General features: G+C 48.2%; 28 protein-coding genes and 1 other annotated feature. Of the genes, 4 read left to right on the top strand and 24 right to left on the bottom strand.

The features are described 5' to 3' along the window. Window positions 1-42: 42 nt before the first annotated feature. The 4 genes from asd to WMO24_RS09955 all read left to right on the top strand — a co-directional run bounded on the left by asd (window position 43) and on the right by WMO24_RS09955 (window position 4,145). Window positions 43-1,122, top strand: a complete 1,080-nt coding sequence (asd, locus tag WMO24_RS09970; RefSeq protein ID WP_349216294.1) for an aspartate-semialdehyde dehydrogenase — start codon at window positions 43-45, stop codon at window positions 1,120-1,122. 35 nt (window positions 1,123-1,157) lie between these two features. Then, window positions 1,158-2,060: a 4-hydroxy-tetrahydrodipicolinate synthase gene (gene dapA / locus WMO24_RS09965; protein ID WP_349216293.1), complete on the top strand. Its 903-nt coding sequence runs from the start codon at window positions 1,158-1,160 to the stop codon at window positions 2,058-2,060. Window positions 2,061-2,145: 85 nt separating this feature from the next. After that, window positions 2,146-2,901, top strand: a complete 756-nt coding sequence (gene dapB, locus WMO24_RS09960; protein WP_349216292.1) for a 4-hydroxy-tetrahydrodipicolinate reductase — start codon at window positions 2,146-2,148, stop codon at window positions 2,899-2,901. Then, window positions 2,898-4,145, top strand: a complete 1,248-nt coding sequence (locus tag WMO24_RS09955) for a CapA family protein (RefSeq protein ID WP_349216291.1) — start codon at window positions 2,898-2,900, stop codon at window positions 4,143-4,145. Before dapB ends, WMO24_RS09955 begins: the two co-directional genes overlap by 4 nt. A gap of 44 nt (window positions 4,146-4,189) precedes the next feature. Here the strand turns inward: WMO24_RS09955 and tyrS are convergent, their stop codons facing one another. The 24 genes from tyrS to pfkA all read right to left on the bottom strand — a co-directional run bounded on the left by tyrS (window position 4,190) and on the right by pfkA (window position 24,756). After that, window positions 4,190-5,413, bottom strand: coding sequence for a tyrosine--tRNA ligase (gene tyrS, locus WMO24_RS09950; protein ID WP_349216290.1), 1,224 nt, complete (start codon window positions 5,411-5,413; stop codon window positions 4,190-4,192). Window positions 5,414-5,477: 64 nt separating this feature from the next. Then, window positions 5,478-5,713, bottom strand: a binding site (T-box leader). A 50-nt stretch (window positions 5,714-5,763) separates the two neighbouring features. After that, complete coding sequence (recN, locus tag WMO24_RS09945; RefSeq protein WP_349216289.1) at window positions 5,764-7,428, bottom strand: DNA repair protein RecN; 1,665 nt, start codon at window positions 7,426-7,428, stop codon at window positions 5,764-5,766. Between the two features lie 18 nt (window positions 7,429-7,446). Beyond that, window positions 7,447-7,905: an arginine repressor gene (locus WMO24_RS09940; protein ID WP_349216288.1), complete on the bottom strand. Its 459-nt coding sequence runs from the start codon at window positions 7,903-7,905 to the stop codon at window positions 7,447-7,449. A gap of 4 nt (window positions 7,906-7,909) precedes the next feature. Beyond that, the gene (locus WMO24_RS09935) at window positions 7,910-8,761 is read right to left on the bottom strand and encodes an NAD(+)/NADH kinase (protein WP_349216287.1); all 852 of its coding nucleotides are present in this window, start codon (window positions 8,759-8,761) and stop codon (window positions 7,910-7,912) included. A 10-nt stretch (window positions 8,762-8,771) separates the two neighbouring features. Next, entirely contained in the window at window positions 8,772-9,569 is a 798-nt protein-coding gene (locus WMO24_RS09930; RefSeq protein WP_349216286.1) for a TlyA family RNA methyltransferase, read from the bottom strand. Continuing rightward, on the bottom strand, window positions 9,566-11,437 hold the full coding sequence (gene dxs, locus WMO24_RS09925) for a 1-deoxy-D-xylulose-5-phosphate synthase (protein ID WP_349216285.1): 1,872 nt from the start codon (window positions 11,435-11,437) through the stop codon (window positions 9,566-9,568). Before dxs ends, WMO24_RS09930 begins: the two co-directional genes overlap by 4 nt. A gap of 17 nt (window positions 11,438-11,454) precedes the next feature. Further along, window positions 11,455-11,922, bottom strand: coding sequence for a divergent PAP2 family protein (locus WMO24_RS09920; RefSeq protein WP_349216284.1), 468 nt, complete (start codon window positions 11,920-11,922; stop codon window positions 11,455-11,457). A 17-nt stretch (window positions 11,923-11,939) separates the two neighbouring features. After that, window positions 11,940-12,824 (bottom strand): polyprenyl synthetase family protein, encoded by an 885-nt coding sequence (locus tag WMO24_RS09915; RefSeq protein WP_349216283.1) that lies wholly within the window; start codon window positions 12,822-12,824, stop codon window positions 11,940-11,942. A gap of 10 nt (window positions 12,825-12,834) precedes the next feature. After that, complete coding sequence (gene xseB / locus WMO24_RS09910) at window positions 12,835-13,050, bottom strand: exodeoxyribonuclease VII small subunit (protein ID WP_349216282.1); 216 nt, start codon at window positions 13,048-13,050, stop codon at window positions 12,835-12,837. Next, the gene (gene xseA, locus WMO24_RS09905) at window positions 13,047-14,261 is read right to left on the bottom strand and encodes an exodeoxyribonuclease VII large subunit (protein WP_349216281.1); all 1,215 of its coding nucleotides are present in this window, start codon (window positions 14,259-14,261) and stop codon (window positions 13,047-13,049) included. The genes xseB and xseA overlap by 4 nt, the downstream gene beginning before the upstream one ends. Next, on the bottom strand, window positions 14,240-15,187 hold the full coding sequence (locus tag WMO24_RS09900; RefSeq protein ID WP_349216280.1) for a tRNA (adenosine(37)-N6)-threonylcarbamoyltransferase complex transferase subunit TsaD: 948 nt from the start codon (window positions 15,185-15,187) through the stop codon (window positions 14,240-14,242). The genes xseA and WMO24_RS09900 overlap by 22 nt, the downstream gene beginning before the upstream one ends. 2 nt (window positions 15,188-15,189) lie before the next feature. After that, a complete protein-coding gene (nusB, locus tag WMO24_RS09895) occupies window positions 15,190-15,606 on the bottom strand; it encodes a transcription antitermination factor NusB (RefSeq protein ID WP_349216279.1) in 417 nt (138 codons plus the stop codon). Window positions 15,607-15,659: 53 nt separating this feature from the next. After that, window positions 15,660-16,043 carry an Asp23/Gls24 family envelope stress response protein gene (locus WMO24_RS09890; protein WP_349216278.1) on the bottom strand — a complete coding sequence of 128 codons (384 nt, stop codon included), beginning with the start codon at window positions 16,041-16,043 and terminating at the stop codon, window positions 15,660-15,662. An 86-nt stretch (window positions 16,044-16,129) separates the two neighbouring features. Then, window positions 16,130-16,720, bottom strand: a complete 591-nt coding sequence (locus tag WMO24_RS09885) for a SpoIIIAH-like family protein (RefSeq protein ID WP_349216277.1) — start codon at window positions 16,718-16,720, stop codon at window positions 16,130-16,132. Window positions 16,721-16,734: 14 nt separating this feature from the next. Beyond that, complete coding sequence (locus WMO24_RS09880) at window positions 16,735-17,295, bottom strand: SpoIIIAG-related protein (RefSeq protein WP_349216276.1); 561 nt, start codon at window positions 17,293-17,295, stop codon at window positions 16,735-16,737. Further along, window positions 17,292-17,738: a hypothetical protein gene (locus tag WMO24_RS09875; RefSeq protein WP_349216275.1), complete on the bottom strand. Its 447-nt coding sequence runs from the start codon at window positions 17,736-17,738 to the stop codon at window positions 17,292-17,294. Before WMO24_RS09875 ends, WMO24_RS09880 begins: the two co-directional genes overlap by 4 nt. Window position 17,739: 1 nt before the next feature. Beyond that, window positions 17,740-18,828 (bottom strand): stage III sporulation protein AE, encoded by a 1,089-nt coding sequence (locus WMO24_RS09870; protein ID WP_349216274.1) that lies wholly within the window; start codon window positions 18,826-18,828, stop codon window positions 17,740-17,742. Beyond that, entirely contained in the window at window positions 18,825-19,208 is a 384-nt protein-coding gene (locus WMO24_RS09865) for a SpoIIIAC/SpoIIIAD family protein (protein ID WP_349216273.1), read from the bottom strand. Before WMO24_RS09865 ends, WMO24_RS09870 begins: the two co-directional genes overlap by 4 nt. Beyond that, window positions 19,205-19,399: a stage III sporulation protein AC gene (spoIIIAC, locus tag WMO24_RS09860; protein ID WP_349216272.1), complete on the bottom strand. Its 195-nt coding sequence runs from the start codon at window positions 19,397-19,399 to the stop codon at window positions 19,205-19,207. Before spoIIIAC ends, WMO24_RS09865 begins: the two co-directional genes overlap by 4 nt. A 27-nt stretch (window positions 19,400-19,426) precedes the next feature. Next, window positions 19,427-19,948, bottom strand: coding sequence for a stage III sporulation protein AB (locus WMO24_RS09855; protein WP_349216271.1), 522 nt, complete (start codon window positions 19,946-19,948; stop codon window positions 19,427-19,429). Then, window positions 19,929-20,873 (bottom strand): ATPase, T2SS/T4P/T4SS family, encoded by a 945-nt coding sequence (locus WMO24_RS09850; RefSeq protein ID WP_349216270.1) that lies wholly within the window; start codon window positions 20,871-20,873, stop codon window positions 19,929-19,931. Before WMO24_RS09850 ends, WMO24_RS09855 begins: the two co-directional genes overlap by 20 nt. A 93-nt stretch (window positions 20,874-20,966) precedes the next feature. Beyond that, complete coding sequence (ligA, locus tag WMO24_RS09845) at window positions 20,967-22,973, bottom strand: NAD-dependent DNA ligase LigA (protein WP_349216269.1); 2,007 nt, start codon at window positions 22,971-22,973, stop codon at window positions 20,967-20,969. A 66-nt stretch (window positions 22,974-23,039) separates the two neighbouring features. Further along, window positions 23,040-23,678: a sporulation protein YunB gene (gene yunB / locus WMO24_RS09840; RefSeq protein WP_349216268.1), complete on the bottom strand. Its 639-nt coding sequence runs from the start codon at window positions 23,676-23,678 to the stop codon at window positions 23,040-23,042. A gap of 103 nt (window positions 23,679-23,781) precedes the next feature. Then, window positions 23,782-24,756 (bottom strand): 6-phosphofructokinase, encoded by a 975-nt coding sequence (pfkA, locus tag WMO24_RS09835; protein WP_349216267.1) that lies wholly within the window; start codon window positions 24,754-24,756, stop codon window positions 23,782-23,784. Between the last annotated feature and the right edge of the window lie 33 nt (window positions 24,757-24,789).

The following is a 24,789-nucleotide window of genomic DNA, read 5'->3' as shown; positions in this document are numbered from 1 at the left end:
TTTTGCATAGAATAAAACGCGGTGAGGAAAGGATGAATGAAGATGAGACGGTTTAAGGTTGGTGTGGTAGGTGCCACAGGAATGGTTGGACAGAGATTTGTCACTCTGCTCGAAAAGCATCCGTGGTTTGAATTGACAACGGTAGCGGCCTCTCCCCGTTCTGCTGGGAAAACCTATGAGCAGGCGGTAGGTGCAAAATGGGCAATGAGCACACCTATTCCGGAAAAGGCAAAAAATCTGGTTGTCATGGATGCTTCTGATGTATCTGCTGTATCATCGCAGGTGGATTTTGTTTTCTGTGCGGTTGACATGAAGAAGGATGAAATCCGCGCTCTGGAAGAGGCTTATGCCAAGGCGGAATGCCCCGTTGTTTCCAACAACAGCGCCCACCGCTTTACGCCGGATGTTCCCATGATTGTTCCGGAAATCAATGCACAGCATGTTGAAATTATTGACGCACAGCGAAAACGCCTTGGCACCAAACGCGGTTTTATTGCAGTAAAATCCAATTGTTCGCTGCAAAGTTATGTTCCCGCCTTGCATCCTCTTATGGCGGATTTTGGAGTGAAAGAGTGTTTGGTATGCACTTACCAGGCGATTTCCGGCGCAGGAAAAACATTTGAAACCTGGCCTGAAATGGTGGATAACTGCATTCCTTTCATCAGCGGCGAAGAAGAAAAAAGCGAACAGGAGCCTCTGAAGTTGTGGGGACACATTGAGAACGGTCAAATCGTTCCGGCGACAGAACCTTCCATCACAGCGCAATGCCTTCGTGTGGCATGCTCTGATGGCCATATGGCTGCCGTGTTTGTCCGTTTCAAACAGAAACCTACCATGGAGCAAATAAAAGAAAAATGGGCGTCTTTTTCCGGCCCTGCGCAGGAGTTGAATCTTCCCAGCGCACCGAAGCAATTTCTGCATTATTTTGAGCAGGCCGATCGTCCGCAAACACGTTTGGACCGCAATCTGGAAAACGGAATGGCAATTTCTATCGGCCGGCTTCGTCCGGATACGCAGTACGATTATAAGTTTGTTTGCCTGTCTCACAATACGTTGCGCGGCGCAGCCGGCGGCGGTGTTCTTTTAGCTGAATTGCTGGCAGCAAAAGGATATTTCGACTGAGCATTTCTCTCTTTTCAGAAAGTGAGGGGATCCTTGTGAAACCAGTTCTTTTCAAAGGATCCGGCGTTGCATTGGTCACGCCAATGCGCGAGGATGGAAGTGTAAATTTCCCTCTTCTGGAGAAACTTGTTCAATATCAGATTGCACATCACACTGATGCAATTATCGTGTGCGGAACAACCGGTGAAGCACCTACGCTGGATGATGAAGAACATTTGGCGGCAATCGCATGCGTTGTGCAGGCGGCAGAAAAACAGGTGCCTGTCATTGCAGGAACAGGTTCCAACAATACAAAGCATGCAATTGAGCTTTCCCGGGAAGCAGAAAAGCTCGGGGTGGATGGTTTTTTGCTAGTCACACCCTACTACAACAAAACGAATCAGCGTGGTCTGATCGAGCACTTTTTTACCATCGCGGACCATGTGAATCTGCCTTGCATCGTGTACAACGTTCCTTCCCGCACGGGAGTGACCATCCAACCAGAAACCTATCTGGCATTATCCAAGCATCCGGGAATCGCAGGCGCCAAAGAGGCAAGTGGAAATTTTAGTGCCATTGCGCAAACAATGATGCTTTGCGGGGATGAGCTTCCGATTTATTCCGGAAATGATGATCAGATTGTTCCTTTACTTTCCTTGGGCGGCGCGGGCGTAATTTCCGTACTCGCCAATATCGTCCCTGAGGCAGTCCATGAAATTTGCCAGACCTATTTTGAAGGAGAATGTGAACTCAGTGCGCAATTGCAAAAGCAATATCTGGAGCTGGCACAGGCTTTGTTCTGCGATGTAAACCCGATTCCTGTAAAAGCGGCATTGTCGCTTATGGGAATTCATGCGGGGCGCTGCCGCCTTCCCCTGCCCGCTCCCAATGGGAAAGATTTGGCGCGCATACGAGATGCACTTTTAAAAGCAGGTCTGCCTGTGATGCAGTGTTGTTGAAAACAGATATTCAAAAAACAGCTCTCTCTGATAACTTTACAGAGAGAGCTGTTGTGTTTTATAATTAAGAAAGGAGATTTCGACAATGCTTGACATTCTTCTGCTTGGATGCGCCGGAAAGATGGGTTCCGCTGTGGCTCAGTTGGCGCGTGAAGAAGACGCCCGTTTTTGTATCCGTGCGGGGGTAGATTGCAGACACGACGAGTATACCGGTCTTTTTCCTGTCTTTTCAAAAATAGAAGAAATTAATATCCCTGTGGACGTTGTAGTGGATTTCTCTGTTCCGGAGATATTAACGGATACAATCGCTTGGTGCAGCGAATCCGGCACGCCCTATGTTGTCGGCACGACAGGGATTTCTTCCGCGCAATGCAAAGTTCTGGAAAGCGCCTCTCGTCAAATCCCCATTTTTCAAAGTTCCAATATGTCCTTGGGAATTTATGTTTTGAATGAATTAGCTTTGTATGCGCAAAAGTTGCTGGGCGAAGAATTTGACATCGAAATCATCGAAAAGCATCACAGCCGAAAAGTAGACGCTCCCAGCGGGACCGCTCTCTCCATTGCCCGCAGTCTGCGAGAAGCCGACAGAGCCTTGTTCTTTACATACGGACGCAACGGCAAGAAGCCGCGCGCAAAAGATGAAATTGGGATTCATGCTGTCCGGGGTGGAACAATTGCCGGAGAACATGATCTTTTGTTCGCTGGTGCGGACGAAACTTTAACTCTATCACACGCAGCCACTTCCCGGATGGTATTTGCCCGAGGAGCTTTGCGTGCAGCTGAATGGCTTGTTCGCCAGCCAGCCGGAAAATACACAATGAAGGATTTGATTGGTGCATGAAAAGAAAAAAAAGCGGACGTGGACACAGTCGTCCCCTGGGAATTGCCTTTTTCGTTGCGGGCCTGCTTTTATTGACAGCATTTATTTTGTTGTACGCCTGGGAATGGATGCGGGCACCGGAAACCCAAGAGACTGCAGCCGACATGTCGGAGACGGTTGAATCAGCTGTATCATCCTCCAGTGAGCCGCCACAGCCGACGGTCACAACACTTCATGTTTCCGCTACAGGAGATAACCTGATTCATGATGGAATTTATCTCCAGGCGCGGCAGCGAGCAGGCGGCAATGGATATGACTTTGGATTGCTGTACGAGAATGTGGCATATTTTTACCAAAACTTTGATATTAACTGGATCAACCAGGAAACATTGGTGACCGATGAACTTCCCCCCTCCTCGTATCCCTGCTTCTGTACGCCGGGGGCGTTGGCTCAGGAGGCGTATGATATTGGGTTCCGTGTGTTCTCTCTTTCCAATAATCACTCTTATGATCAGGGCGCGGAAGGAATTGCTGCAACACGGCGTTTTTGGGCATCCATGCCGGATGATGTGGTAACAACCGGTTTATTTGCCGGAGAAAGTGATTACAGCAATATTCCCATTCAGGAAAAAGATGGCGTTAAAATCGCCTATCTTGCTTATACCGATTCGACCAATGGCATTCCTACTCCACAAAATGCAGAAGCAAACGTGATTTACACCAGCCAGGAAGACGTGATTCAAATGCAAATCGAACTGGCACAGACAATGGCAGATGTGGTAGTGGTTGGTGTGCATTGGGGAACGGAAAACAGCCACGTGGTCAATGATGCACAGCGGACACTTGCACAAAAAATTGCGGATTGGGGCGCTGACATCATCATTGGAACGCATCCGCATGTGGTGCAGACCATTGAAATGCTGACCAGTGCAAAAGACGGGACGCAAGTCCCTGTTGCCTACTCTCTTGGCAACTTTGTCTCTACACAAATTCAGGCCGACAATCTGATTGGTATCCTGTTGACGTTTGATATTACAAAAACGACACAACCGGATGGGACAGTATCCAGCTGTGTCATCGAAAATGTGAAGGCCATTCCGGAAGTAATGCACTACGATGCAAACTTTCAAAACGCGCGCGCTTATCTGTTCCGGGATTATACCGATGAACTTGCTGCAAGTCATGGAAACGGGTCGATGAGCCGGGCATATATTCAATCTGTTCTGGAAGAAAACATTCCGGCAGAATATCTGGTGTTGGATTAAGCTAAAAAACGGCGGAGCATGCAAGATGCTCCGCCGTTTTTTCATTACAGACTGATTTTGTGATAAACTTTTTTCCCTTTTTTGACAACAACGCCTTCAGACAACTTTTCCGCTGAGAACAGATACATTGGATCCGAAATTTTTTCTCCATCGACGGAGATTCCGCCATGCTGTACCAAACGGCGCGCCTCTCCTTTACTTGCAGTCAGTTTTGCTGCGACCATTGCGTCCAGCAGGCTGACTTTCCCGTCCACAACGAGGCTGCTCTCCAAAACAGTGGAAGGCATATGTTCCGCATCCACTTCCCCGCCAAACAAACTGCGCGCAGTATCAAGCGCTTTTTGCGCCTCTTCTTGGCTGTGAACCAAGCTGGTCAGCTCAAAGGCCAGCCGTTCTTTGGCTCGGTTGATAGAAGGTCCATCGGTCATATCGATCGCATCGATTTCAGCAACCGGCACATCTGTCAACAGCTTCAGGCAGTTTTGAACTTCGCAGTCATCGATGTTGCGCCAGTATTGAAAGAACTCATACGGGGAAGTTTTTTCCGGATCCAGCCAGACGGCGCCCTTTTCCGTTTTACCCATTTTTTTGCCTTCACGGGTCGTCAGCAGCGTAAATGTCATGCCGTAGACGTCGCGGGCATCGCAGCGACGATTCAGCTCTACGCCGCCAATGATATTGGACCACTGGTCGTTGCCGCCAAATTCCATTTTACAATCATAATTGCGGGCCAGCTGCAAAAAGTCATAACTCTGCATCAGCATATAGTTGAACTCAATAAAAGACAACCCACGTTCCAGACGCGTTTTAAAGCATTCATAGGTGAGCATTTTATTCACAGAGAAGTGGACGCCAATTTCCCGCAGGAAATCAATGTAATTCAGATTCAAAAGCCAATCTGCATTGTTCAAAAACAGCGCTTTTCCCTCAGAAACATCAATGAATTTGCTCATCTGCTTTTTAAAGCACTCAACATTATGCTGAATCTGCTCTTTCGAAAGCATTTTACGCATATCTGTTTTTCCGGTCGGATCTCCCACCATGGTGGTACCGCCGCCCAACAGAATGATGGGGCGGTGCCCGGCCTGCTGCATATGCCGCATAACAATCAGCTGCATAAAATGGCCTACGTGCAAGCTGTCGGCCGTCGCATCAAAACCCGTGTAAAACGTGATTTTTTCCCGGCCCAGCAAATCGCGGACGGCCTCTTCATCCGTGACCTGAGCGATCAAACCGCGCTCCCGAAACAAATCAAATACATTTTCCATTCAAAATTTCCTCCTTGTCCTATGCGGCAAAGAACGAAAAAACGCCCTCTGCCAATCGAAATTGGCAGAGGGCGAAAACTCGCGGTACCACCTCTGTTTACCAGCTTTTCACAAAACTGGCCTCTGCGTGTCCCATGAACACGACCACGCTTTAACGGGCGCACCCGTCAGCATTTACTCCTGTTTGTTTCAATGCCGCTGCTCGGAGATGTATTCGCTGTGCTTCCCGCTTCCCTTTGCACCAACCAGGGCTTCTCTTGACCGTTTCACACAGGTACTCTTTCCCGTCATCGCATTTTACAACATTTAGTCTACCATGAAAAAACTTTTTTGTCAATGAATTGCAGAACTCATCCCTGATGCAGATGGAGCATTTCACGCGCATTTGCCAAAGCAAGTTCTGTCAGGTTGTCACCGGAAATAATCCTGGCCAGTTCGCGCACCCGCTGTTCCTCATCCAGCGACTGAATTTCGGTAAACGTCCGATTATCATGAACTTTTTTTTGAATCAGAAGATGCTCATCGGCCAACGCGGCAATCTGCGCAGTATGCGTGATGCAGATAACCTGCCGGCCTTTGGATGTCTGTTTCAGTTTTTCGCCGATCCTTCCGGCTGCAAGACCGGAAACGCCGGTATCAATTTCATCATAAATGACCGTGCCAATTTCATCTTTATCCGCAAGAGCGCTTTTGACCGCCAGAAGAATACGGGAAAGCTCTCCGCCAGAAGCAATTTTGGCCAGCGGCTTTGGATCTTCGCCGGCATTGGTAGAGATGTAAAATTCGATTTGGTCTTGGCCCAGAGACGCCAGAGGGCCTTTTTTGTAGTTGAGGGCAAACCGAATGCCCGGCATATTCAAAAACGTAAGGGCCTGTGTGATTTGCTCATTAAAACGCTGAAAAGCATCCTGACGTGTTTGTGTGAGAAGGTCAGCCAAACGTTTCGCCTCTTCATACAAGTCTGACTGCTGCTGATAAAGCTCGTCCAATTGCTGTGTACTTGTCTCCATGGAAGAAAGTTCTGCCCGAGCCTGTTCTCCATAGTCGAGAATTTCTTCAATGCTCTGGCCATATTTTTGCTTGAGTCGGTAAATCAGGTCCAAACGATCTTCCACTTCGTCCAGTTCACGCGGATCAAAATCCATCCGTCCCAGCAAATCTGCAATATCGCTGGCAGCATCCTTGGCCATATAATACAGCTCATTCAGTTTTTCACCGACAGATGACAGCTCTGCACCAATATTCTGGATACTGTCAACTGCTACCGAAGCACTTCCAAGCATTTCCGTAGCGCCCGGTTCTTCTTCTGCACCGTCCAGCGCGTGGTAAGCCAATGTGAGCTGTTCTGTAATTTTTTGCGCATGCCGAATCAAATCACGCCGCTGCTGCAGTTCTTCTTCCTCCCCTGGCAGCAACTGGGCCATTTCTATCTCATCACATTGAAAGCGAAGAAGTTCCATTCGTTTTTCTTTTTCTTCTTCGTTCATCGTCAATGCGTCAATTTTCTTCTTGACTTTGCATAACTGCCGATAGACCTGATAATATGCCTCATGTTGTTTCTGATTTTGAGCAAATGCATCCAAAACGCCTAAGTGCGTCGAGGGGTCCATCAGGCTTTGGTTGTCGTGCTGTCCGTGAATGGCGATCAAACCAGAACACAGAGAACGTACAACAGCCGCTGTTGCAGGCATTCCGTTTACGCGACATACACTTTTTCCGTCCGCGCTGATCTCTCGATATAAAAGCAGTTCGTCCTCTATCTCATAGCCGGCCTGCTCAATCTGATGCTGCACTTTTTCAGGAATCTGACGAAAAGTGGCCCAAATCCTGGCCTTTGGCGTATGGGTACGAACCAATTCACGGGAGGTTCGATTTCCCAGAATCGCATTGATGGAGTCGATCAGAATGGATTTACCTGCGCCGGTTTCGCCGGACAACACGTTCAGACCGCTGCCAAAATGCACAGCGGCCTTTTCAATGACTGCGACATTCTCAATTTTCAGTTCACACAGCATAATGTTCTCCGTTGGTTATCAGTGCGGAATGTATTTGGCAAGTTCTTCGCAAAGCTGCGCCGCCGTTTTTTCCTCCCGCATCAAAACAATAAATGTGTCGTCACCGGAAAGTGTCCCTACTACCCCATTCCATACCATGGCGTCAAACACTTCACAGGCGGCATTGGCCATTCCAGTATAACATTTAACCATCACAATATGGCCGGCATAATCTACCCGCAGAACGGACTCCCGGAAAATCGTCTCGAACCGGCTGGGAGAATGCGCCGACCGCCCTGCGCCGGAAGCAGCTACATAGCGATAGCCGCCATTGCCGGTTGCTATTTTGACAAGACCCAACTCGCGAATATCCCGTGAAACCGTAGCTTGTGTTACATCAAAGCCGCTCTCACGCAGATGGCTCAGCAGCTGTTCCTGCTTATCGATAGGATGCTGCTCGATCAGTTCTAAAATTTTGCTGTGGCGCGCATTTTTCATTCCATTACCGTCCTTTCAATTTTTTATCGATCGCCTCGAACTGGTCGGCTTCATTGAAGCAAATCAAAGAAATCGAACGGTCAGAGAGCGAAACTGACACGATATCGTCGTGAAAAATCGCTTCCTCCTGTAACCCGTCACAACTCAAAAGTGCCAGTTCCTGCGTAGGAGACATCACCTGAATCCGCAATTTGCGTTCCGCCGAAAAGACCATCGGCGGACTATGCATGCTGTGAGCACAGATGGGCGTAACCACAAGGCCGGAAATTCTCGCATCCAATACAGGCCCACCGGCCGAGAGAGAATACGCCGTTGAACCGGTGGGAGTCGCAACTACAACGCCATCTCCCTGATAGTGGTTTACCAAAATTTCATCACACCAGATCCGCACATCCACGGTTTGGGCAATTCCTTTTTTGAAAACCACCAAGTCGTTCAATGCGTACTGGCAAAAAGAATTTTTTCCCTGCACATCTACAGCCAGAAGTCTTCTTTTATCCAGCGTATAATCTCCGCGCACAAGGCGCTCCAACTTGTCTGCAAGTTCGTTTTCTTCCACAGTGGCCAAAAAGCCCATCCGACCTAAATTGATTCCGAAGAGAGGCTTTTCAAACCCAAGGCTTTGCCGTGCAATATGTAGAATTGTTCCGTCGCCGCCAATGGTAATAATAACGTCGCAAGCGGAAATCGCCTCATCCTGCTGTAAAAAAGAAAGGTCTGTTGTCTGCGTAAAAAACGGCTGCGCTTTTTTATCCAAAATTACCGAGACACCCAGCTTTTGAAACACCTCAATTGCACTGCATGCCACCGGAACAGATTGGGACTTACCCAAATTCAGCGCCAGAAAAACCGTCATATTGCTCACCTTACAAAGCTTGATGTGCCTGCTGGACCACTGCATCGATCCTTGCCGCGGAAAGCTCTACAGGCTGAGCGGATTTTTCCACGTACATTAAAAATTCAATGTTTCCTTCGGGACCTTTGATGGGTGAATAGTCGAGTCCCAGCGCAGAGAATCCATTCTCTGCCGCATAATGGCTGGCCGCTTCAATCACTTCCCGATGGGTCTGTGCTTCGCGGACGACACCTTTTTTGCCGACCTTTTCACGCCCCGCCTCGAACTGCGGTTTTACAAGGCAAATCCCCTGTGCATTCTCCGAAGTGATTTCTTTTGCAACCGGAAAGATATGTTTGAGCGAAATAAAGGAAACATCCACGCTGAAAAACTCAATAGAATCATCCAATTGTTCCCGCGTGACATGACGGATATTGGTCCGTTCCATATTAACGACCCGTTCATCGCACCGAAGAGACCACGCCAGCTGACCATAGCCCACATCTACCGCATATACTTTGATTGCGCCATTTTGAAGCATGCAATCTGTAAATCCGCCTGTAGAAGCTCCGATATCCATACAAATTTTCCCGTTTGGACTGATTGGAAAAACTTCCATTCCTTTTTCCAGCTTCAACCCGCCCCGGCTTACATATCCAATATCGTGTCCGCGCACTTCAACATGCGCGTTTTCATCGATCATATTCCCGGGCTTGTCGCTTTTTTCCTCACCCACATAAACAATCCCGGCCATGATCAACGCCTTGGCTCTTTCCCGGCTTTGCGCCAGCCCATGCTGGCACAAATATTGGTCCAATCGTATTTTCACAACATACCTCTTTCCAAATCCAACAATGATTGCGCATCCAGTCCAAACTGTCGACGCAGCTGATCAACACTGGCATGAGAAATACCAAGACTGGGCAATCCAACATGACGAAACATTCCCTGAAAGCCTTTTTCTTCAAGAGCGGAGCGCAAATGTTCACCGATGCCGCCGCTGGCAATGCCTTCTTCCACAAAGAGAATGTGGGAATAATTTATCAAAGCTTCTGCCAGCCCAATTGGTAACGGATGAATTACACACAGCTTAAACACATCCACAGCAATTCCATCTTTCTGCGCCACCATTTGAGCTGCTTTCAGAACCTGCGCAGATTCGCCACCATAACACACAAAGGCATTATGGGCAGTGCCATCTCCGAAATGGTACAGATCATATTCATTACCACTGCAGAGCAGTTCTGCAAGCGATTCATCTTCCGCACCGCGAGGATAGCGAAGTGCGCGCGGCCCCGTTTCCTGAAGCAGCTGCTTCAACCAGTGGCGCGTCTCTGCATAGTTACAGGGAGATACCACTTTAAAATTGTCGAGCTGGCTGAGAAACGCCGCATCAAAAATTCCCTGATGTGTAGCGCCGTCGCCTGGAACAAGTCCGGCTCTGTCCACTGCCACCAGCACATTGGCGTTTTGCAGAGACACATCATGGATCAGCTGATCATAGGCTCTCTGCAAAAAAGTAGAATATAAAGCTACGACCGGTTTCAGACCAGTCTTCGCCAATCCTGCTGAAAACGTAACGGCATGCTCTTCCGCCATTCCAACATCAAAGAACCGATCTTTGTGCTGTTTATAGAAAAATTGAAGCCCGGTTCCATATTTCATCGCAGCAGTCACTGCGCAGATAGAAGCATCCTTTTCCCCGAGAGACGCAAGTTCTTCTCCGAACACCGTGGAAAAGCTGCTGGGCGGAGCCACATCCGGATCCGTCACATGATCCAAATCAAAGGCCGATACTCCATGAAATTCTCCAGGGTTTTGTTCTGCAGGCGCAAATCCTTTTCCTTTGACTGTCAAGATATGCAGAAAAACCGGTGCGCTCTGTTCATACTGATAAGCTGAAAAAAGATCGCACAATTCGCCAATATCGTGTCCGTTGATCGGGCCGGCATATTGAAAGCCCATCTCTTCGAACATGGTAGAATGGTACAAAGAACGCCGAAAAGCAGATTTAACGGCCTGAATTCCCATGCGTATCGGTGGCCCGACAACCGGGACGGCATCCAAAACAGACTGAACGTCACGTTTGGCTTTAAAATATCCCGGACTGGTACGAAGCTGTGTCAAATACTGTGCCACAGAGCCTACGTTTTTGGAGATGGACATTTTATTATCATTCAGAATCACGATCAGGTTAGAAAGGGTTCGAATGTTGTTCATCCCTTCGTAAACCATTCCGCCGGTAAAAGCCCCATCTCCGATAATGGCAATTACCTTTCCTTTTTCACCGCGAAGCCTTTTCCCTTGCGCCAAGCCGATTGCGGCAGACAGTGCGGTACTTCCATGCCCCGCAATGAAGGCATCGTGTTCGCTTTCCGATGGATTGGGGAATCCGCTCAGGCCGTTTTCCTGACGCAAATGCGCAAAGCCGTCTTTCCGTCCGGTCAAAAGTTTGTGAGTATAACACTGGTGACCAACGTCCCAAACGATCTGATCGGTTGGCGTCGAAAAAATCTTATGCAATGCGACCGTTAATTCTACAGTACCAAGATTGGAAGAAAGGTGTCCACCGGTTTTTGAGACATTTTCAATCAGAAAAGAGCGGATTTCTTCGCACAAAATTTTCAGCTGCGGCTGCGTGAGCTTCTTTACATCGACCGGACTGCCGATCTGTTCTAAGTAACCCGTCTCTGTCACCTCACTATGCAAATTTTTCAAGGAACGGGAATCAGTACTGCAATTAAAATTCCCAAAAGTGCACCAGATAATACTTCAAACGGAGTATGGCCCACTTTTTCTTTCAGCATTTTTTCGTTTTTAGGAAGAATATTTTCAATGTTTCCGTCCATCCATCCCTGCATCATGCGGTTCAGGACCTTGGCCTGTTCTCCCGTTTCGTGCCGAACACCCATGGCGTCGTACATAACGATGGCTGCCAAAATAAAAGCGAAAGCAAAAAATGGCGAGTTAACGCCTTCCAGTTTCGCGGTCGCCATAAACAGAGAACAAACAAGTGCCGAATGAGCGCTTGGCATTCCGCCTGCGCCCCAGAGGCGCTCAGCCTCAAATTTTCCGCTCAGAAAGAAATTGATGGCGGTTTTGCTAACTTGCGCTGCCAGCCAGGAAATCAACGCAACCGATAAAATATAGTTTCCGAAAAAAATTCGTTCGATTACCTGCATCCTTCCCTCTCCCCGCCTTATTTTTTGCGCTGCAATAACGATTTTGCCAAGTCCTGAAGGAAAGCCGCTCGCATTCCAAAGTTGCGGCTCAACTCTTCACATGCCTGCTGCGTAATTTTCTCAGCCATCTCCATGGAACGGGAAACACCGTAGAGAGTCACAAAGGTGGTTTTTCCATTTTCCGCATCACTGCCAACAGGCTTTCCAAGCGTTTCCTGCGCAGCGGTAACATCTAAAACATCATCTACGATTTGAAACACCAATCCAATGGAAAAAGCATACTGTGAAATCGCACGTTGAGTGGCTTCATCCGCCAAAGCAGCAATTGCTCCCAAGCGGGCTGCTGCATCAATCAACATCCCTGTTTTATTTTTGTGAATTTCCTGAAGCTGCTGCTCTGTTGCAGACTGATTTTCAAAACGAAGATCCAGTTCCTGTCCCCAAATCATCCCACGTGTTCCTGCTGCATGGCTAAGACACTTCACAGCATCTACATTCTGCTGCGGATTAAAAGCAGGCGCTCCGGCCAAAACCTCAAAAGCCTGGGTCAGCAAGGCATCTCCAGCTAACAGTGCTTCCGCTTCGCCAAAGGCCTTATGACACGACGGCTTTCCACGACGGAAATCGTCGTTATCCATACAAGGCAAATCGTCATGGATCAGTGAGTAACAGTGAAGCATTTCGACTGCCGCGGCATACTCACATGCCAGCTGTTCGTTTCCATTCAGCATGTCACACACAGCCATGCACAGCACCGCACGGACACGCTTTCCACCTGCCAGAAGGCTGTAGAAAGAGGCATCCGCAATTTTCGACTCAGTGTTCCAGTAATCTTGACGCAGCGTATTCAATCGTTGTTCTACACATACAAGATAATGCTGGTACTGTTCCTGATAGTTCATAATGCGCCTCTCATTCCTTGGGCGATATGGCCGTTTCCAACCGATCGGTAATTTCATCGATCTTCATCTGCGCATTGGCAAGTGTTTCATTGCAAAATGCGACCAACTCCGCAGCCTGTGCATACAGTTCCAAGCTGCGGTCTAATGTCGTTTCTTCCTGCGAAAGTTCACGCAGGATTTGATCCAGCTCTTCGCTCGCCGTTTCAAACGTGATTTTTTTCTTCATGAACATACCTCATCGGAATATACTTGCTCAACTATGCAATCAGTACTTCCCTTTTCCAAACGAATATGGAGCTTGTCCCCTTTGTTCAGTTTCTGCGAATCTTTTATCATTTCCCCCTGCTTTTCCACCACAGCGTATCCTCTGGCCAAAACACTGTATGGATTCAGGGAATGACACAGCTCCGCCCAATGTGCAAGCTTCTGTCGTCGCTGTTTTTGAAGAGATGAAACATGCTGATGCAACACAGACTTTTTCTCAATCAAAGAAGTTCTTTTCTGCTCCGGCAGCAAGCGTACTGCAGAAAAGGCCGGTGCTTGAACCGCACTATCGAGTCTATTATAGCACAAATGAATCTTCTGGTGCATTTCTTGGCGAATATTCGTATATATTTTGTATAAATTCTCCCACTCCGCACGCATGTCCGGCATCACCAGTTCGGCTGCTGCACTGGGAGTAGGCGCACGGAGATCAGCCACAAAGTCCAAAATCGAAAAATCGATTTCGTGACCAATTGCAGAAACCAGCGGTGTTTGGCAGGCATAGGCCGCCCGGGCAATCCGCTCATCATTAAATACCCAAAGGTCTTCACGCGAACCACCACCGCGTGCCACAATGATGACATCCGCCTTCCCACTGGCATCCAAGCGGCGAATCGCATCGACGATTCCAGGCGCAGCCTCGCTTCCCTGTACATTCACTGGAGCCAGCAGGAAATGTGCCATTGGATAACGCCGTCTGGTAACGTTAAAAATGTCCTGAATTGCTGCACCTGTTTTGGACGTAACCAGACCAATGCAATGGGGCATCTGCGGCAGCGCTTTTTTGTGCTCCGGTGCAAAAAGCCCTTCTTTTTCCAGCTTTTCCTTCAGCTGATCGAACGCAAGCTGCATCGCACCAATGCCATCCGGGAACAAATCCTCTACATATATCTGAAATGCGCCGTCCCGCTCAAACAGCGAAATCCTGCCACGAACAATCACGCGCATTCCGTTTTGCGGCAGGAATGACAGCTGCTGTGCATAACTGCGGAACATGACTGCCTTGACGGAACACTGCTCATCGCGTAAGGAAAAATAAAAATGCCCTGTTTTAAAATGATTGGTAAAGTTGGAAATTTCCCCACGCAATGCGATATCCGTCAGAACCGCATCGTGCTCCAAAAGTGTTTTTACATACCGGTTCAGAGCGGTTACAGTGATGACGTTTGCCATGAGCCCACCTCAAAAGACGCAATCACGGAGACCCCGATCGCGTTGTCACTGGAATATTTGCCCGGCACAAAATAAGTGCCCGGTACCGCAGCCTGCACTTCCTGGCGAATAATGTCGCTGCTCATCACTCCGCCGGCGCAAACAACCGGCAAAGACGGATATTCTGCATGCGCCGCTTCAATCATTTTGATGATTGTGCGTGCAATTGCGACCAAGCAATATTTTGCAGTATAGTCCGGAGTATATCCCTGTTCCAAAAGACGCATACATTGATTTTCAAGTCCCGAAAGGCTGCACTGCGTTCCCTTCACACTCACTTTTGGCTTAATCGTAGCAGTACATTCAGCTGCTTTTTCTGAAAGAAAGGAACCGGCCGGAAACGGAAAGCCCAGTCTCACGCCAATTCGATCCACAGCTTGTCCCGCATACAGGTCTGTCGTACCGCCTACCTTCTTTAAAATCTGATACCCTCGGCACAAAAGAAGCTCCGTTGTCCCACCTGAAATATGAAAAACCAAAAGCTCTTTTTCGAACAGATCCGAATTTCCGCAGGCGAGGAGCGCAGCGGCAACATGCCCCTGCTGATGAGTGGTCTCCACAAGAGGAATGCCACGACTCAAAGCGATGCTTTCGGCAACAGCCTTTCCCACCAAAAAACAAGGCATATAGGACCCCTCAACCGGGCGCGGCTTGCAGGAGACACCCACAGCTTCAATCTGCGTCAGCGGAGCGCAGGCATGGAGCTGCTTCAAAAGATTCGGCAGTGCGACCGTATGATGAAATACGGCATCGCTCTGGCGCAGGCCAAGCGCGCCCTGTTTCACGGGTAAAAATTCTTTTTTATCACAAACAACCTCTTTGGCGTTTGAATCATAGATTGCCAAAGAGGTTGCATAATTGCTGGTATCAATTCCTAAAACAAACATTTTTAACCTTCTGCAGTTACAGCTTTATCCCGCGAGATCGCGCCCAACACACCGTTGATGAACTGATAATCCTCATCGCCGGCCGCATATTTTTTAGCCAATTCCACAGCTTCGTTGATCACGATGCTGTCCATATCGTCCTGGCCGGAAAAACGCATTTCTGCAACAGCCAACCGCAAAATAGTGCGATTCACCCGCGGAAGTCGTTCCAACGTCCAGTCCTTCAGTTTTGAACGGATCAGCTCGTCGATCTCCGAAAGATGTGCCGTATAATTGGCGAGCAGCGCACTGCCAAAATCATCCACGGCATATTCGCCGCATTCCCGAGAGTAACGAATAATTTCGTCTAATTCACAGGAATGAAACGAAGTCTCAAAAGCGGCAATAAAAGCATTTTCACGAGCGGTTCTTCTTTTCATAATTTCCCTCACAAAGACAAACCCTCCTGCGTCGGCGGGAGGGTTTGGTCAGATTACTCCTCTTCCTCAACGGATGCAGATGTTTCCTGAACAACACCATTCACAATCACGTTGACTTTGGAAACAGTGATACAGGTCATATTCTGCACAGCGCTTTTTACATTTTCCTGAATCTGCTCGGAGAGCTGCGGAATTTTGCATCCGTATGTCACCACGACATTGACAGTAATTTCCGCCACATCATCGCTCAGCTCCACAACAATCGGTTTTTGAATCGGCATTTTCCGAACAAAAGCAAACCCTTTTCCTGACAGAACACCGCCGGAAACATAGCGTACGCCCTCCACTTCCAATGTGGCCAGTTTGGCAATTTTAGCAATGACATCCGTCGAAATCTGTAAGCTGCCCTTCATCGCACCGGAATTCGTAACTTCCATTCTATAAGCCTCCTGCCTTCCCGGCATACGCGGCAGACACCGCACACTTTTAGAATATTATAGCATTACTTCCGGTATTTAACAACCTATTTTACTTCTACAATGCTGATATTTTTCGCTTCCGTCTCCATTTTGCTCAAAATAATATCCCGTAGCTGTGCAACTTCTGTCTTATCCAGGCCTTCTGCACCTGTTTTTACAGCTAAATTGATCTTATCGCCCTCAATAAAAGCAACACAGTCCGCAAAACCTTTGGCTTTCACCATGTTTTCGATGTCGCTTTCAATCGTGATGCTCTCTAAAGTATTGCTGAGCGTTGCTGTAAGCGATTCCTTTTCTTCAGTGCTTAAACTTGCATCCTTCAAACTTTTCTGCAGCGTATCAAGCGCTTCATCACGGGTTTTGGTCCTGGTCAGACGCGCCTGTTCAAAATACTTTTCATTGCTGTCTTCATCGGCACTGACCAGTTGTGCTTCTCCGTAATTTTTATCCGGCAGTGCTTCCAAAACCGGCTGCGTTTCCTGCTCTTCATCCACCTCGGCGTTGACGGCGGTTGTCTGCTGCAGTGTATACGGAGTATCTCCTTTCGCGTATTCCCAGTTCAGGTAAACCGCCACCCCAAGAGCAATCACCAAGGTAAGAAGAGTCAGTTTCCGTTTGCTTTTTGCGCTTTTCATATGCAATCCTCCGTCTAAATCTTTTTTGTAACGCAGATCCGGTTGCTGGGCAGATCAAGTACGACTGACACCAGTTCGGTAATGCGCTCAATCACTGCAATATCATCTCCGCCGGAACAAACCACTGCAACCCCTTTGATATCAGGGACGAGCTGCTCTTCCACCAGTGCCTGTTTGCCGGCGCCGCTATCAAAAAGAATATGTTCATTTTGAAAAGAAGAATCCCGTTGAACCGTCCCCTCCTCATCTTCCCGCGTGCTGGTCTGGCTTTGCTCATTTTGCGCATACACCGTTTCCGGTCCGCTTTCCAATGTGAGCATCACGGTAACTTCTCCGGCTCCCTGCACCTGGCCAATTACTTCTGTCAACTGTTCTTCAATCTTCTTTTGATAATCACTCTCTGTCTGATACGAAGAGTCTGCAGCTGGCTCGGTATTGCTGTCCGTTGAAAAGAATCCTGCAAAGCCGATTAGAAGAATTCCTGCAATTCCCAAAAGGAAGAGCCCGTTTTTTCTGTGAACGATCTTTGACCACTTTTCCTTGAATGTATCCATCGTTTCGACAATCCCTTTCATGAAATACATGTAACCTCGACATCTGTTTCCCATAGAGCCTGGATATAAGAGCGCACCGTATCAGGATCCGCAGATGTCTTCACGATAAGCTGATCGACCTCTACTTCGCCAGACTCAGAACACTTCAATTGAATTTCCACTTCAGCCTGAATTCCCTTTGCCAGAAGCTCTTTTTCCAGCTGCCCGCTCAAATTCTGTTCGGAAACGCTCAAAATCTCCTGCTGTGTATCCAAAGAACCTGCATCGGCGACAACCGAAACTTCTTCCATCTGCCAGTCCCAAGAGGAATCAACCACCGGAGAAAGTGCAGTTACTAAAATATATAATGTCAACACAAGCTTTATGCCCGAAATCTGTTTTTTCGTGCTGATAAACTGCTGCAGAATTCCCGTCGTGATACACGCCAGGCTTACCGTTAAAACCCACTGGCGCAGCTGTTCCATTTTATGCACTTCCGTTTCCTAAAAGAATCATAAGCACGGTGGTAGATACTACAACAAAGGAAAAAAATACAACCATCGCAAGTTGAAGCTGCAGATAATCGGTCATCCCCCGAAGGAGTTTTCCGCAAGTTGCGTTTCCTGTTGCGCCGGCAATGATTTCACCGATAAAAAAGAGAAACTGACTTACAACGCATTTTATAATCAAAGGCAAAAACGTCAGCGCGATAATCAGAATAGCGGCAAATCCAACGGAACCTTTCAAAAGCTTGACACCTGCCAAAACGCTTCCCATGGCGTCAGAGACCGCTTTCCCCACCACCGGAATACTGCTGCTGAGCAAAAACTTTCCGGTTTTTAGTGCCAATGTATCTGTGCTTTGAGCAAAGACACTTTGAAGCGTTAAAAGTGTGCCAAAAACAGTTGCGCAAAACGTGAGCAACCAACGACCCCATTTGGCGATCCCTCTGGTGAGAGCCGAAAAATCAACGGGTGTTTCCATAATTCCGCAAGCATTCAAGACAAGCAGCAGTTGAAGGATTGGTACACCGAAATTGCACAAAAGCGCGGCAATCAGATTGGCAAACCCTAAAAACAAACCGCCATAAACCGCTGCCGTGCCCGCTTGGCCGCAGCTGACCATTACCGATGTAAACACGGGAATGAAAACCGCAAGATATGTTCTGCAATTCTCCAGACTTGCTTTTAAATCCTGAATCATCTGCAGTAAAAGCGGACTGCATAGGAGAAAAACCGAAACAGCTACGATTATGTCAAAACTGGTTCCAAGCCCGCTCAACGCTTTTTCACTGCACAAACTTTTGACGACTCCTGCGAGAACCAGAATCCCTGCCAAACGAGCAGCCAGACGAATCGGTGCCTGCACAGTTCCTTTTAATTGTGAAGAAAAGAAATCCCACAAATCACGCAAGGACATTGAGCGAAACTCCTGGGCGGTAAGAGGCGCCTCATCCATGGTCTGCTGCCAGGCCGGTGGAATTTCAAACAAACCCGTTTCGGCGCCAGGTTGTGCCGCAAAGGCCGCCGAACAAAGCAAAAAAGCAAAAAGCAAAATAAAACATCCTTTTTTCATCGAAGCAGCTCCTGAAGAGTGGCAGTAAACGTTCTCAGCAGTGGCAAAGCGGTAATCAAGACAGCGGCTTTTCCCGCAACATCTACTTGTCCCGCCAGTGCTTGCTGTCCTGCGTCGCTGCATAAATCTCTAAGATTTTGAGTCAGCAGAACAATGGCGGCAGCCTTCAGCACACAGGACAAATTCTCGAAATCAGACAGCCGGATCAATCCCAACAGCCATTCAAGAACCGGCGAAAAAAGTTCCAACGCCCAGGACAGCAGCACAGCGCATGCAGCCAGTGCAAACAGCAAAGCATATCCTTGTCCATATTGTTTTAAAAGGCTCAGCATCACAACTGCGAGAAGCGCAAACACCAGAATTCGTAAAAGATCCGTCATAATGAAAACAAGTCCTTGATTGTTTCGAACAGCGTACTGATCTGCTCGATAATCATCATCAAGACAACGATCAGACCTGCCAAAGTTGTCATCATCGCCTGTTCTTCGCGGCCAGAACGGATGAGCAGTTGATTCAAAACCGCTACAATGATGCCGATGGCTGCTATTTTAAAGACAAAATCAATATTCACAGTCCTTTTTCTCCTTTACCGCGAATTTTAAAGCAGCAAAAGCGCCGCCATCCCGCCGAAAGAAAAACCCATCACTCGGTAGAGTTTTTTCTGCTGATCGCATTCTTCTCTTGCGTTGCGTACAAGCAAGGAAAGCTGCGATGCAGAATATTCCAAAAGCTTTTCTTCCTGTTCGGCCGGAAGATTTGTTAAACCGGATAAGCAACTGACAAAATATTGAAATTCGTGCTCATGTATAAGAACTTTATACCGTTCGTGAAGTTCTTCCAAAACACGGCTCAAATCCGCGCGTAAGGATGGCCCATCCGACAAACCGCCAAAAGGCAGTCGCAACTCCCGTAAAAGAAGGTTCTGCGAAGCCTTTTGAAGAATTTCATAAGTAGAACCAATTTCAAACCGAAGCGAATCGTGCAAATGGTTCAAAACGATAATCATATCTTCCAGAATCCGCACACGTCGTGTCAGCTGCTCTCCCTTTTGCCAGCCTGCTGCTCCGCAAGCAAAAAAAATCAACACCGCTCCCGCCAGTTTAAATCCCACTTGAAACATTGCAGACCTCCCGAATTCTACCCGGCGCAAGATGACCTTCCAAAAAAACAACCGAATCGAATGCCCCTGTTTTAAGCAGCGCCTGATATTGGGGGCGCCTCATTAAACCGATCATATCTTTTGCATGAATGGATGCTAAAAGCCTTACACCTGCATTTGCCGCCTGTTCAATCGCCGTCACGTCATTCAGGTCTCCCACTTCATCGCAAACAATAACATCCGGTCCCAGACCGCGCAGTGCATGCTGCATGCCGATATGCTTGGGATAACCTGATAAAACATCACAACGACCTGGCGGCAAAAATGCAAAGCCGGTGCTGCCAACAGGGAATAATTCGCCGCGTTCATCCACGACTGCTGTCTGCCAGTTTACATCCGACAGCACCTGTACCGCCGCCCTCAGCAAAGTGGTTTTTCCGCTTCCCGGCTCCCCTGCCACAATCATGCCGCTTTTCATATCACGCAGAGCCCGACAGAATTGCGGAGATAGTCTCAAAACTTCTTTGCGGGCAATCCGAATATTGAGACTTGTGATATTTTGAACAGTCAAACGCCCGGGTTCGGGATAAAAGGCACTTCCGCCAACACCGACACGGTGCCCGCCCGGCAGTGTAAGATATCCGTTTTCCAACGCACGCGCCTGACTGTGTACAGAGTATCGGCAGAGCGCTAAAAAGCATCTGTTTATCATTTCATGCGAAAGAGTCCAGCTGTCCTGTGTACTGGCCGTCATCGGGCCGCGGGAAGAAAACAAAATGTCTGTTCGCCCTGCGCCAATGCAGCAAAGCGGACGATTGGATCGCAGCCGGACTTCCGTAACAGTCTGTGCCTTTTCTTCTTCCAGGCGCTGCATTGGCGCTGAAAGTTCCGGTGGAAGCCATCGAATCACATCATAATAGGCATCCATTTTTTCACCATCCTTCAATCTTGTTTCAAATATATGAAAGCAGGACAGGCATTAGAACAAAAAACGGGAAAGCTCCATCAAGGAAGCTTTCCCGTAAAAGAGAAACAATCTTTACTTTTCAAGCATCGCCAGCAGTTCCGCTTCATTCAAAATTGGAATTCCAAGCGATTGTGCTTTGGTCAGTTTCGAACCAGCAGCCTCGCCTGCTACCACATAACTGGTCTTCCGGGAGACGGAAGATGCCGCTTTTCCACCGTTCCGGGTAATCAGCTCTTCTGCCTGCGTTCTGGACAAAGTGGGAAGAGTTCCTGTTACGACGAAGGTCAAACCTTTCCACGTCTCGCCTTTTTTCTCTCCATGATAAACCATGTTTACGCCCGCCTGGCGAAGACGGTCAATCAGGTCCCGTGTCCCCTCTTTTGCAAAAAAGTCAAGAACGCTGTCTGTCATAACACCGCCAAAGCCATCGATTGCGTCCATCTGTTCTGCGGTAGCCTGCATAACCGCATCCATGGAGCCAAAAGCTTCTGCCAGCAAAGCCGCCGCTTTACTGCCAATGTTACGAATGCCCAAAGCAAACAAAAGCTTATCCAAATTGTTCTGCTTGGACGCTTCAATGGCAGTAAGAAGATTGGAAACAGACTTTTGCTTAAACTTCTCCAGCTGAAACAGCTGATCGGCTGTCAGGTCATAGATGTCAGCCGCATTGCGAACGTATCCCTTGTCCACAAGCTGGGCCGCCACAGCGCTTCCCAACCCATCGATATCCATTGCGGTACGGCTGGCAAAATGAATAATGTTTCGCAGCGTCTGAGCCGGACATTCCGGATTGGTGCAGCGCAAAGCCGCCTCTTCCTTCAGGTGCGAAACCGGTTCTCCGCAGGACGGACATACCCGCGGCATCTCAAAAGCAGCCGCATTGGGACCATGCTTTACAACAGTTACTACTTCTGGAATGATGTCGCCAGCTTTTCGGACACGAATGGTGTCCCCAAGGCGAATGTCCAAATCCCGAATAAATGCTTCATTGTGAAGAATTGCACGGGAAACAGTTGTTCCCGCCAAAAGAATTGGATCAAATACTGCCGTGGGCGTCAGAACGCCGGTCCGTCCTACAGACACTTCAATGTCCTGCAGAACAGTTTCCTTTTCCTCGGGCGGGTACTTGAATGCAATCGCCCAACGCGGATATTTGGCGGTACTGCCAAACATTTCACGCTGCGCAAAAGAATCCACTTTTACAACAGCGCCATCGATATCGTATGGAAGCGTCCCCCGTAATTCTCCGATTTTTTGAATCTCTTCCAGAACCGGTTCGATGGAATCGAAGCGGGTACGGCGAGGAGACACCGGAAATCCCAGAGAAGCAAGATACTCCAAACTTTCTTTATGCGAAGTAAGTTCTTTTCCCTCAATTTGCTGCAAATTAAAAATAAACAGCGATAATCCGCGGCTTGCAGTAATGCTGCTGTCTTTCTGACGCAACGATCCTGCGGCTGCGTTGCGTGGATTTTTAAATGGCTTTTTGTCGCTTAATTCTTGTTCTTCCACCAGTTTCAGGAATGCTTCTTTGGGCATATAAACTTCGCCGCGAACTTCCAAAAATGCCGGCGCATTTTCAAGTTTCTTTGGAATATCACGAATTGTCGCAAGGTTTTCTGTTACATCTTCGCCCACTTCGCCGTCACCACGAGTGGAGCCCCGCACAAAAACACCGTCGCGATATTCCAGGCTGATGGAAAGGCCATCAATCTTGGCCTCCACCACATACTGCGGCTGAATCCCGGACTCTCGAATTCGGCGGTCAAATTCCACAACCTCTTCCAACGAAAACACGTCCTGAAGACTTTCCATTTTAACAGTGTGAACCACTTTTTCAAATTTGGAAGAAACGCTTCCGCCAACATGCTGCGTATAAGATTCCTGCGTCACAAAATCCGGATGATCGGCCTCAATCGCCTTTAAACGCTGTGTAAGCTGATCAAATTCATAGTCATCCAGCTCAGGTGCATCCAAATCATAATATAGATGACTGTGGTATTCAATTTTCTTTTTCAGTGCTTCGTATTCTTCACGAAGATGTTGATTTTCCAATTTTTTCACCTCATTGGACGTCATGTTTTCTCAAACGCTTCTATTGTGCGGTTATTATACCACAAAACACGGAGAAAACGCCACTGCCCTTTACGAACTGGCGTAAAATTGCGGCACTTCTCCCACAATCAAAGTCTGGGCAACACAAATTTTATTTTCTACCGTAACACTGGTCGAATAGCCGGGTAAAATAGCGCTCATCTCAACTTTAAAATCGATAAAAATTCGATGCTGCGTTTGATTAATCCCGGCAGTTTCCAAAGAATCCTGAATATCGCTTTCCACAAATGATGTCGGCAAGATTTGGAGATGGATATTGGGGCCTCGCCCGGCCAGGAGCTGCCATCCGGTTAAAGTACCCAGAGGAATGCCAATATCCTGCTTCTGAATTCCAAGGAGGCGATTGGTAACCGCATCTGTCAATCTCGCCTGAAGGCGGTTCATCTCAACAGAATCAATGTCAACCGATACCACAGAGCCATCTTCTCGGGTCACAACACGAACCAGGCGCTCATCAATATCAGGGTCTTCCTCCAGTTCATCCATCACCGCTTCGTTCATAGCTAAAATGGAAATAACACGGCATTGGTACTCTGCCATTGTCGTAATCACAGGACGCAGCTGCATATCGATTTCAATCAAAATCAGAAACAAAATACTCAGAAACAATAATAGTTTTGTCCAGCCCCTTAATCGAAAAACAGTCCTGCGGTACCTTGGTTTTCGCACAGAGCCATCCTCCTTCCGTGCGGGTTTCGTAACAGTATATTCCGTCGGAAGGAAAATTGTGCGAAAAAAGGCCTCGTTTTACGAGGCCTTTTGTCAAAATCTTTTAGATGGAAATTGCATGAGAAATATCCAGCAAAGCTGTGTCAATCGTTTTGTACATCGACAATGCAACAGAAATATCATAATCGACGATGGACTCCGCACGGGTAGCCACAACGCGGTTGAAAATTCCTTTGTTGATCAACTCAATGGCATGATAACCCATACGGCTGGCGGTAACACGATCGCGCAAAGTCGGAGAGCCACCACGCTGCACATGTCCCAGCACCGTCGCGCGGGAATCGATTCCTGTACGTGCCTGAATCTCATTGGCAATATCAGAAGCCTTACCGGCACCCTCAGCTACAACAATGATGAAATGCTTTTTACCGGTTTTCTGAGTTTCCTTCATTTTGGAGATGACATCACGATCCAGATCGAAGGGGACCTCCGGAATCAAAGTGACCAGAGCGCCTACCGCAATGCCGGTGTTCAGAGCAATGTAGCCGGCATTACGACCCATTACCTCAACGACAGAACAACGGTCATGGCTCTGCGTGGTATCACGCAGTTTGTCGATCATTTCAACTGCGGTGTTCATCGCCGTATCATAACCAATGGTATAGTCGCTGCACGCGATATCGTTGTCGATCGTACCGGGGATGCCGATGCAGGGAATGCCCTGCGCCGCCATGTCTTTAGCGCCGCGGAAAGAACCGTCACCGCCAATGACCACCAGTGTGTCAATTCCCGCCTCACGGCAGGCCTGTGCAGCTTTTTGCTGACCTTCCAGCGTTTTAAACTCCAGGCAGCGGGCCGTATACAGAATGGTACCGCCGCGGTGGATGATTTCAGACACGCTGCGAAGATTCATATCGACAATATCTCCCGTCAGCAGACCATTGTAGCCATGGCGAACACCCTTCACCTTATAACCCTTAAAAAGCGCAGCGCGCACAACAGCACGAATCGCAGCATTCATGCCAGGAGCATCACCGCCGCTAGTCAGCACACCAATTGTTTTGATCTCGCTTGACATAGATGTTATCCTCCTTCAAATATCCTCTCTTCT

This window comes from Ruthenibacterium intestinale (assembly GCF_040096265.1).
Lineage (GTDB): Bacteria > Bacillota > Clostridia > Oscillospirales > Ruminococcaceae > Ruthenibacterium > Ruthenibacterium komagatae.
The sequence above is the reverse complement of the archived record's forward strand: the minus strand, read 5'-3'. Positions and strand labels throughout refer to the sequence as shown.

What these genes read in the sequence shown, in the direction of transcription:
- asd (WP_349216294.1), top strand. Translation starts at nt 43, where the DNA reads ATGAGACGGTTTAAGGTTGGTGTGGTAGGTGCCACAGGAATGGTTGGA.
- dapB (WP_349216292.1), top strand. Translation starts at nt 2,146, where the DNA reads ATGCTTGACATTCTTCTGCTTGGATGCGCCGGAAAGATGGGTTCCGCT.
- WMO24_RS09955 (WP_349216291.1), top strand. Translation starts at nt 2,898, where the DNA reads ATGAAAAGAAAAAAAAGCGGACGTGGACACAGTCGTCCCCTGGGAATT.
- tyrS (WP_349216290.1), bottom strand. Translation starts at nt 5,413, where the DNA reads ATGGAAAATGTATTTGATTTGTTTCGGGAGCGCGGTTTGATCGCTCAG.
- recN (WP_349216289.1), bottom strand. Translation starts at nt 7,428, where the DNA reads ATGCTGTGTGAACTGAAAATTGAGAATGTCGCAGTCATTGAAAAGGCC.
- WMO24_RS09940 (WP_349216288.1), bottom strand. Translation starts at nt 7,905, where the DNA reads ATGAAAAATGCGCGCCACAGCAAAATTTTAGAACTGATCGAGCAGCAT.
- WMO24_RS09935 (WP_349216287.1), bottom strand. Translation starts at nt 8,761, where the DNA reads ATGACGGTTTTTCTGGCGCTGAATTTGGGTAAGTCCCAATCTGTTCCG.
- WMO24_RS09920 (WP_349216284.1), bottom strand. Translation starts at nt 11,922, where the DNA reads ATGCAGGTAATCGAACGAATTTTTTTCGGAAACTATATTTTATCGGTT.
- WMO24_RS09915 (WP_349216283.1), bottom strand. Translation starts at nt 12,824, where the DNA reads ATGAACTATCAGGAACAGTACCAGCATTATCTTGTATGTGTAGAACAA.
- xseB (WP_349216282.1), bottom strand. Translation starts at nt 13,050, where the DNA reads ATGAAGAAAAAAATCACGTTTGAAACGGCGAGCGAAGAGCTGGATCAA.
- xseA (WP_349216281.1), bottom strand. Translation starts at nt 14,261, where the DNA reads ATGGCAAACGTCATCACTGTAACCGCTCTGAACCGGTATGTAAAAACA.
- WMO24_RS09900 (WP_349216280.1), bottom strand. Translation starts at nt 15,187, where the DNA reads ATGTTTGTTTTAGGAATTGATACCAGCAATTATGCAACCTCTTTGGCA.
- nusB (WP_349216279.1), bottom strand. Translation starts at nt 15,606, where the DNA reads ATGAAAAGAAGAACCGCTCGTGAAAATGCTTTTATTGCCGCTTTTGAG.
- WMO24_RS09890 (WP_349216278.1), bottom strand. Translation starts at nt 16,043, where the DNA reads ATGGAAGTTACGAATTCCGGTGCGATGAAGGGCAGCTTACAGATTTCG.
- WMO24_RS09885 (WP_349216277.1), bottom strand. Translation starts at nt 16,720, where the DNA reads ATGAAAAGCGCAAAAAGCAAACGGAAACTGACTCTTCTTACCTTGGTG.
- WMO24_RS09880 (WP_349216276.1), bottom strand. Translation starts at nt 17,295, where the DNA reads ATGAAAGGGATTGTCGAAACGATGGATACATTCAAGGAAAAGTGGTCA.
- WMO24_RS09875 (WP_349216275.1), bottom strand. Translation starts at nt 17,738, where the DNA reads ATGGAACAGCTGCGCCAGTGGGTTTTAACGGTAAGCCTGGCGTGTATC.
- WMO24_RS09870 (WP_349216274.1), bottom strand. Translation starts at nt 18,828, where the DNA reads ATGAAAAAAGGATGTTTTATTTTGCTTTTTGCTTTTTTGCTTTGTTCG.
- WMO24_RS09865 (WP_349216273.1), bottom strand. Translation starts at nt 19,208, where the DNA reads ATGACGGATCTTTTACGAATTCTGGTGTTTGCGCTTCTCGCAGTTGTG.
- WMO24_RS09855 (WP_349216271.1), bottom strand. Translation starts at nt 19,948, where the DNA reads ATGTTTCAAGTGGGATTTAAACTGGCGGGAGCGGTGTTGATTTTTTTT.
- ligA (WP_349216269.1), bottom strand. Translation starts at nt 22,973, where the DNA reads ATGACGTCCAATGAGGTGAAAAAATTGGAAAATCAACATCTTCGTGAA.
- pfkA (WP_349216267.1), bottom strand. Translation starts at nt 24,756, where the DNA reads ATGTCAAGCGAGATCAAAACAATTGGTGTGCTGACTAGCGGCGGTGAT.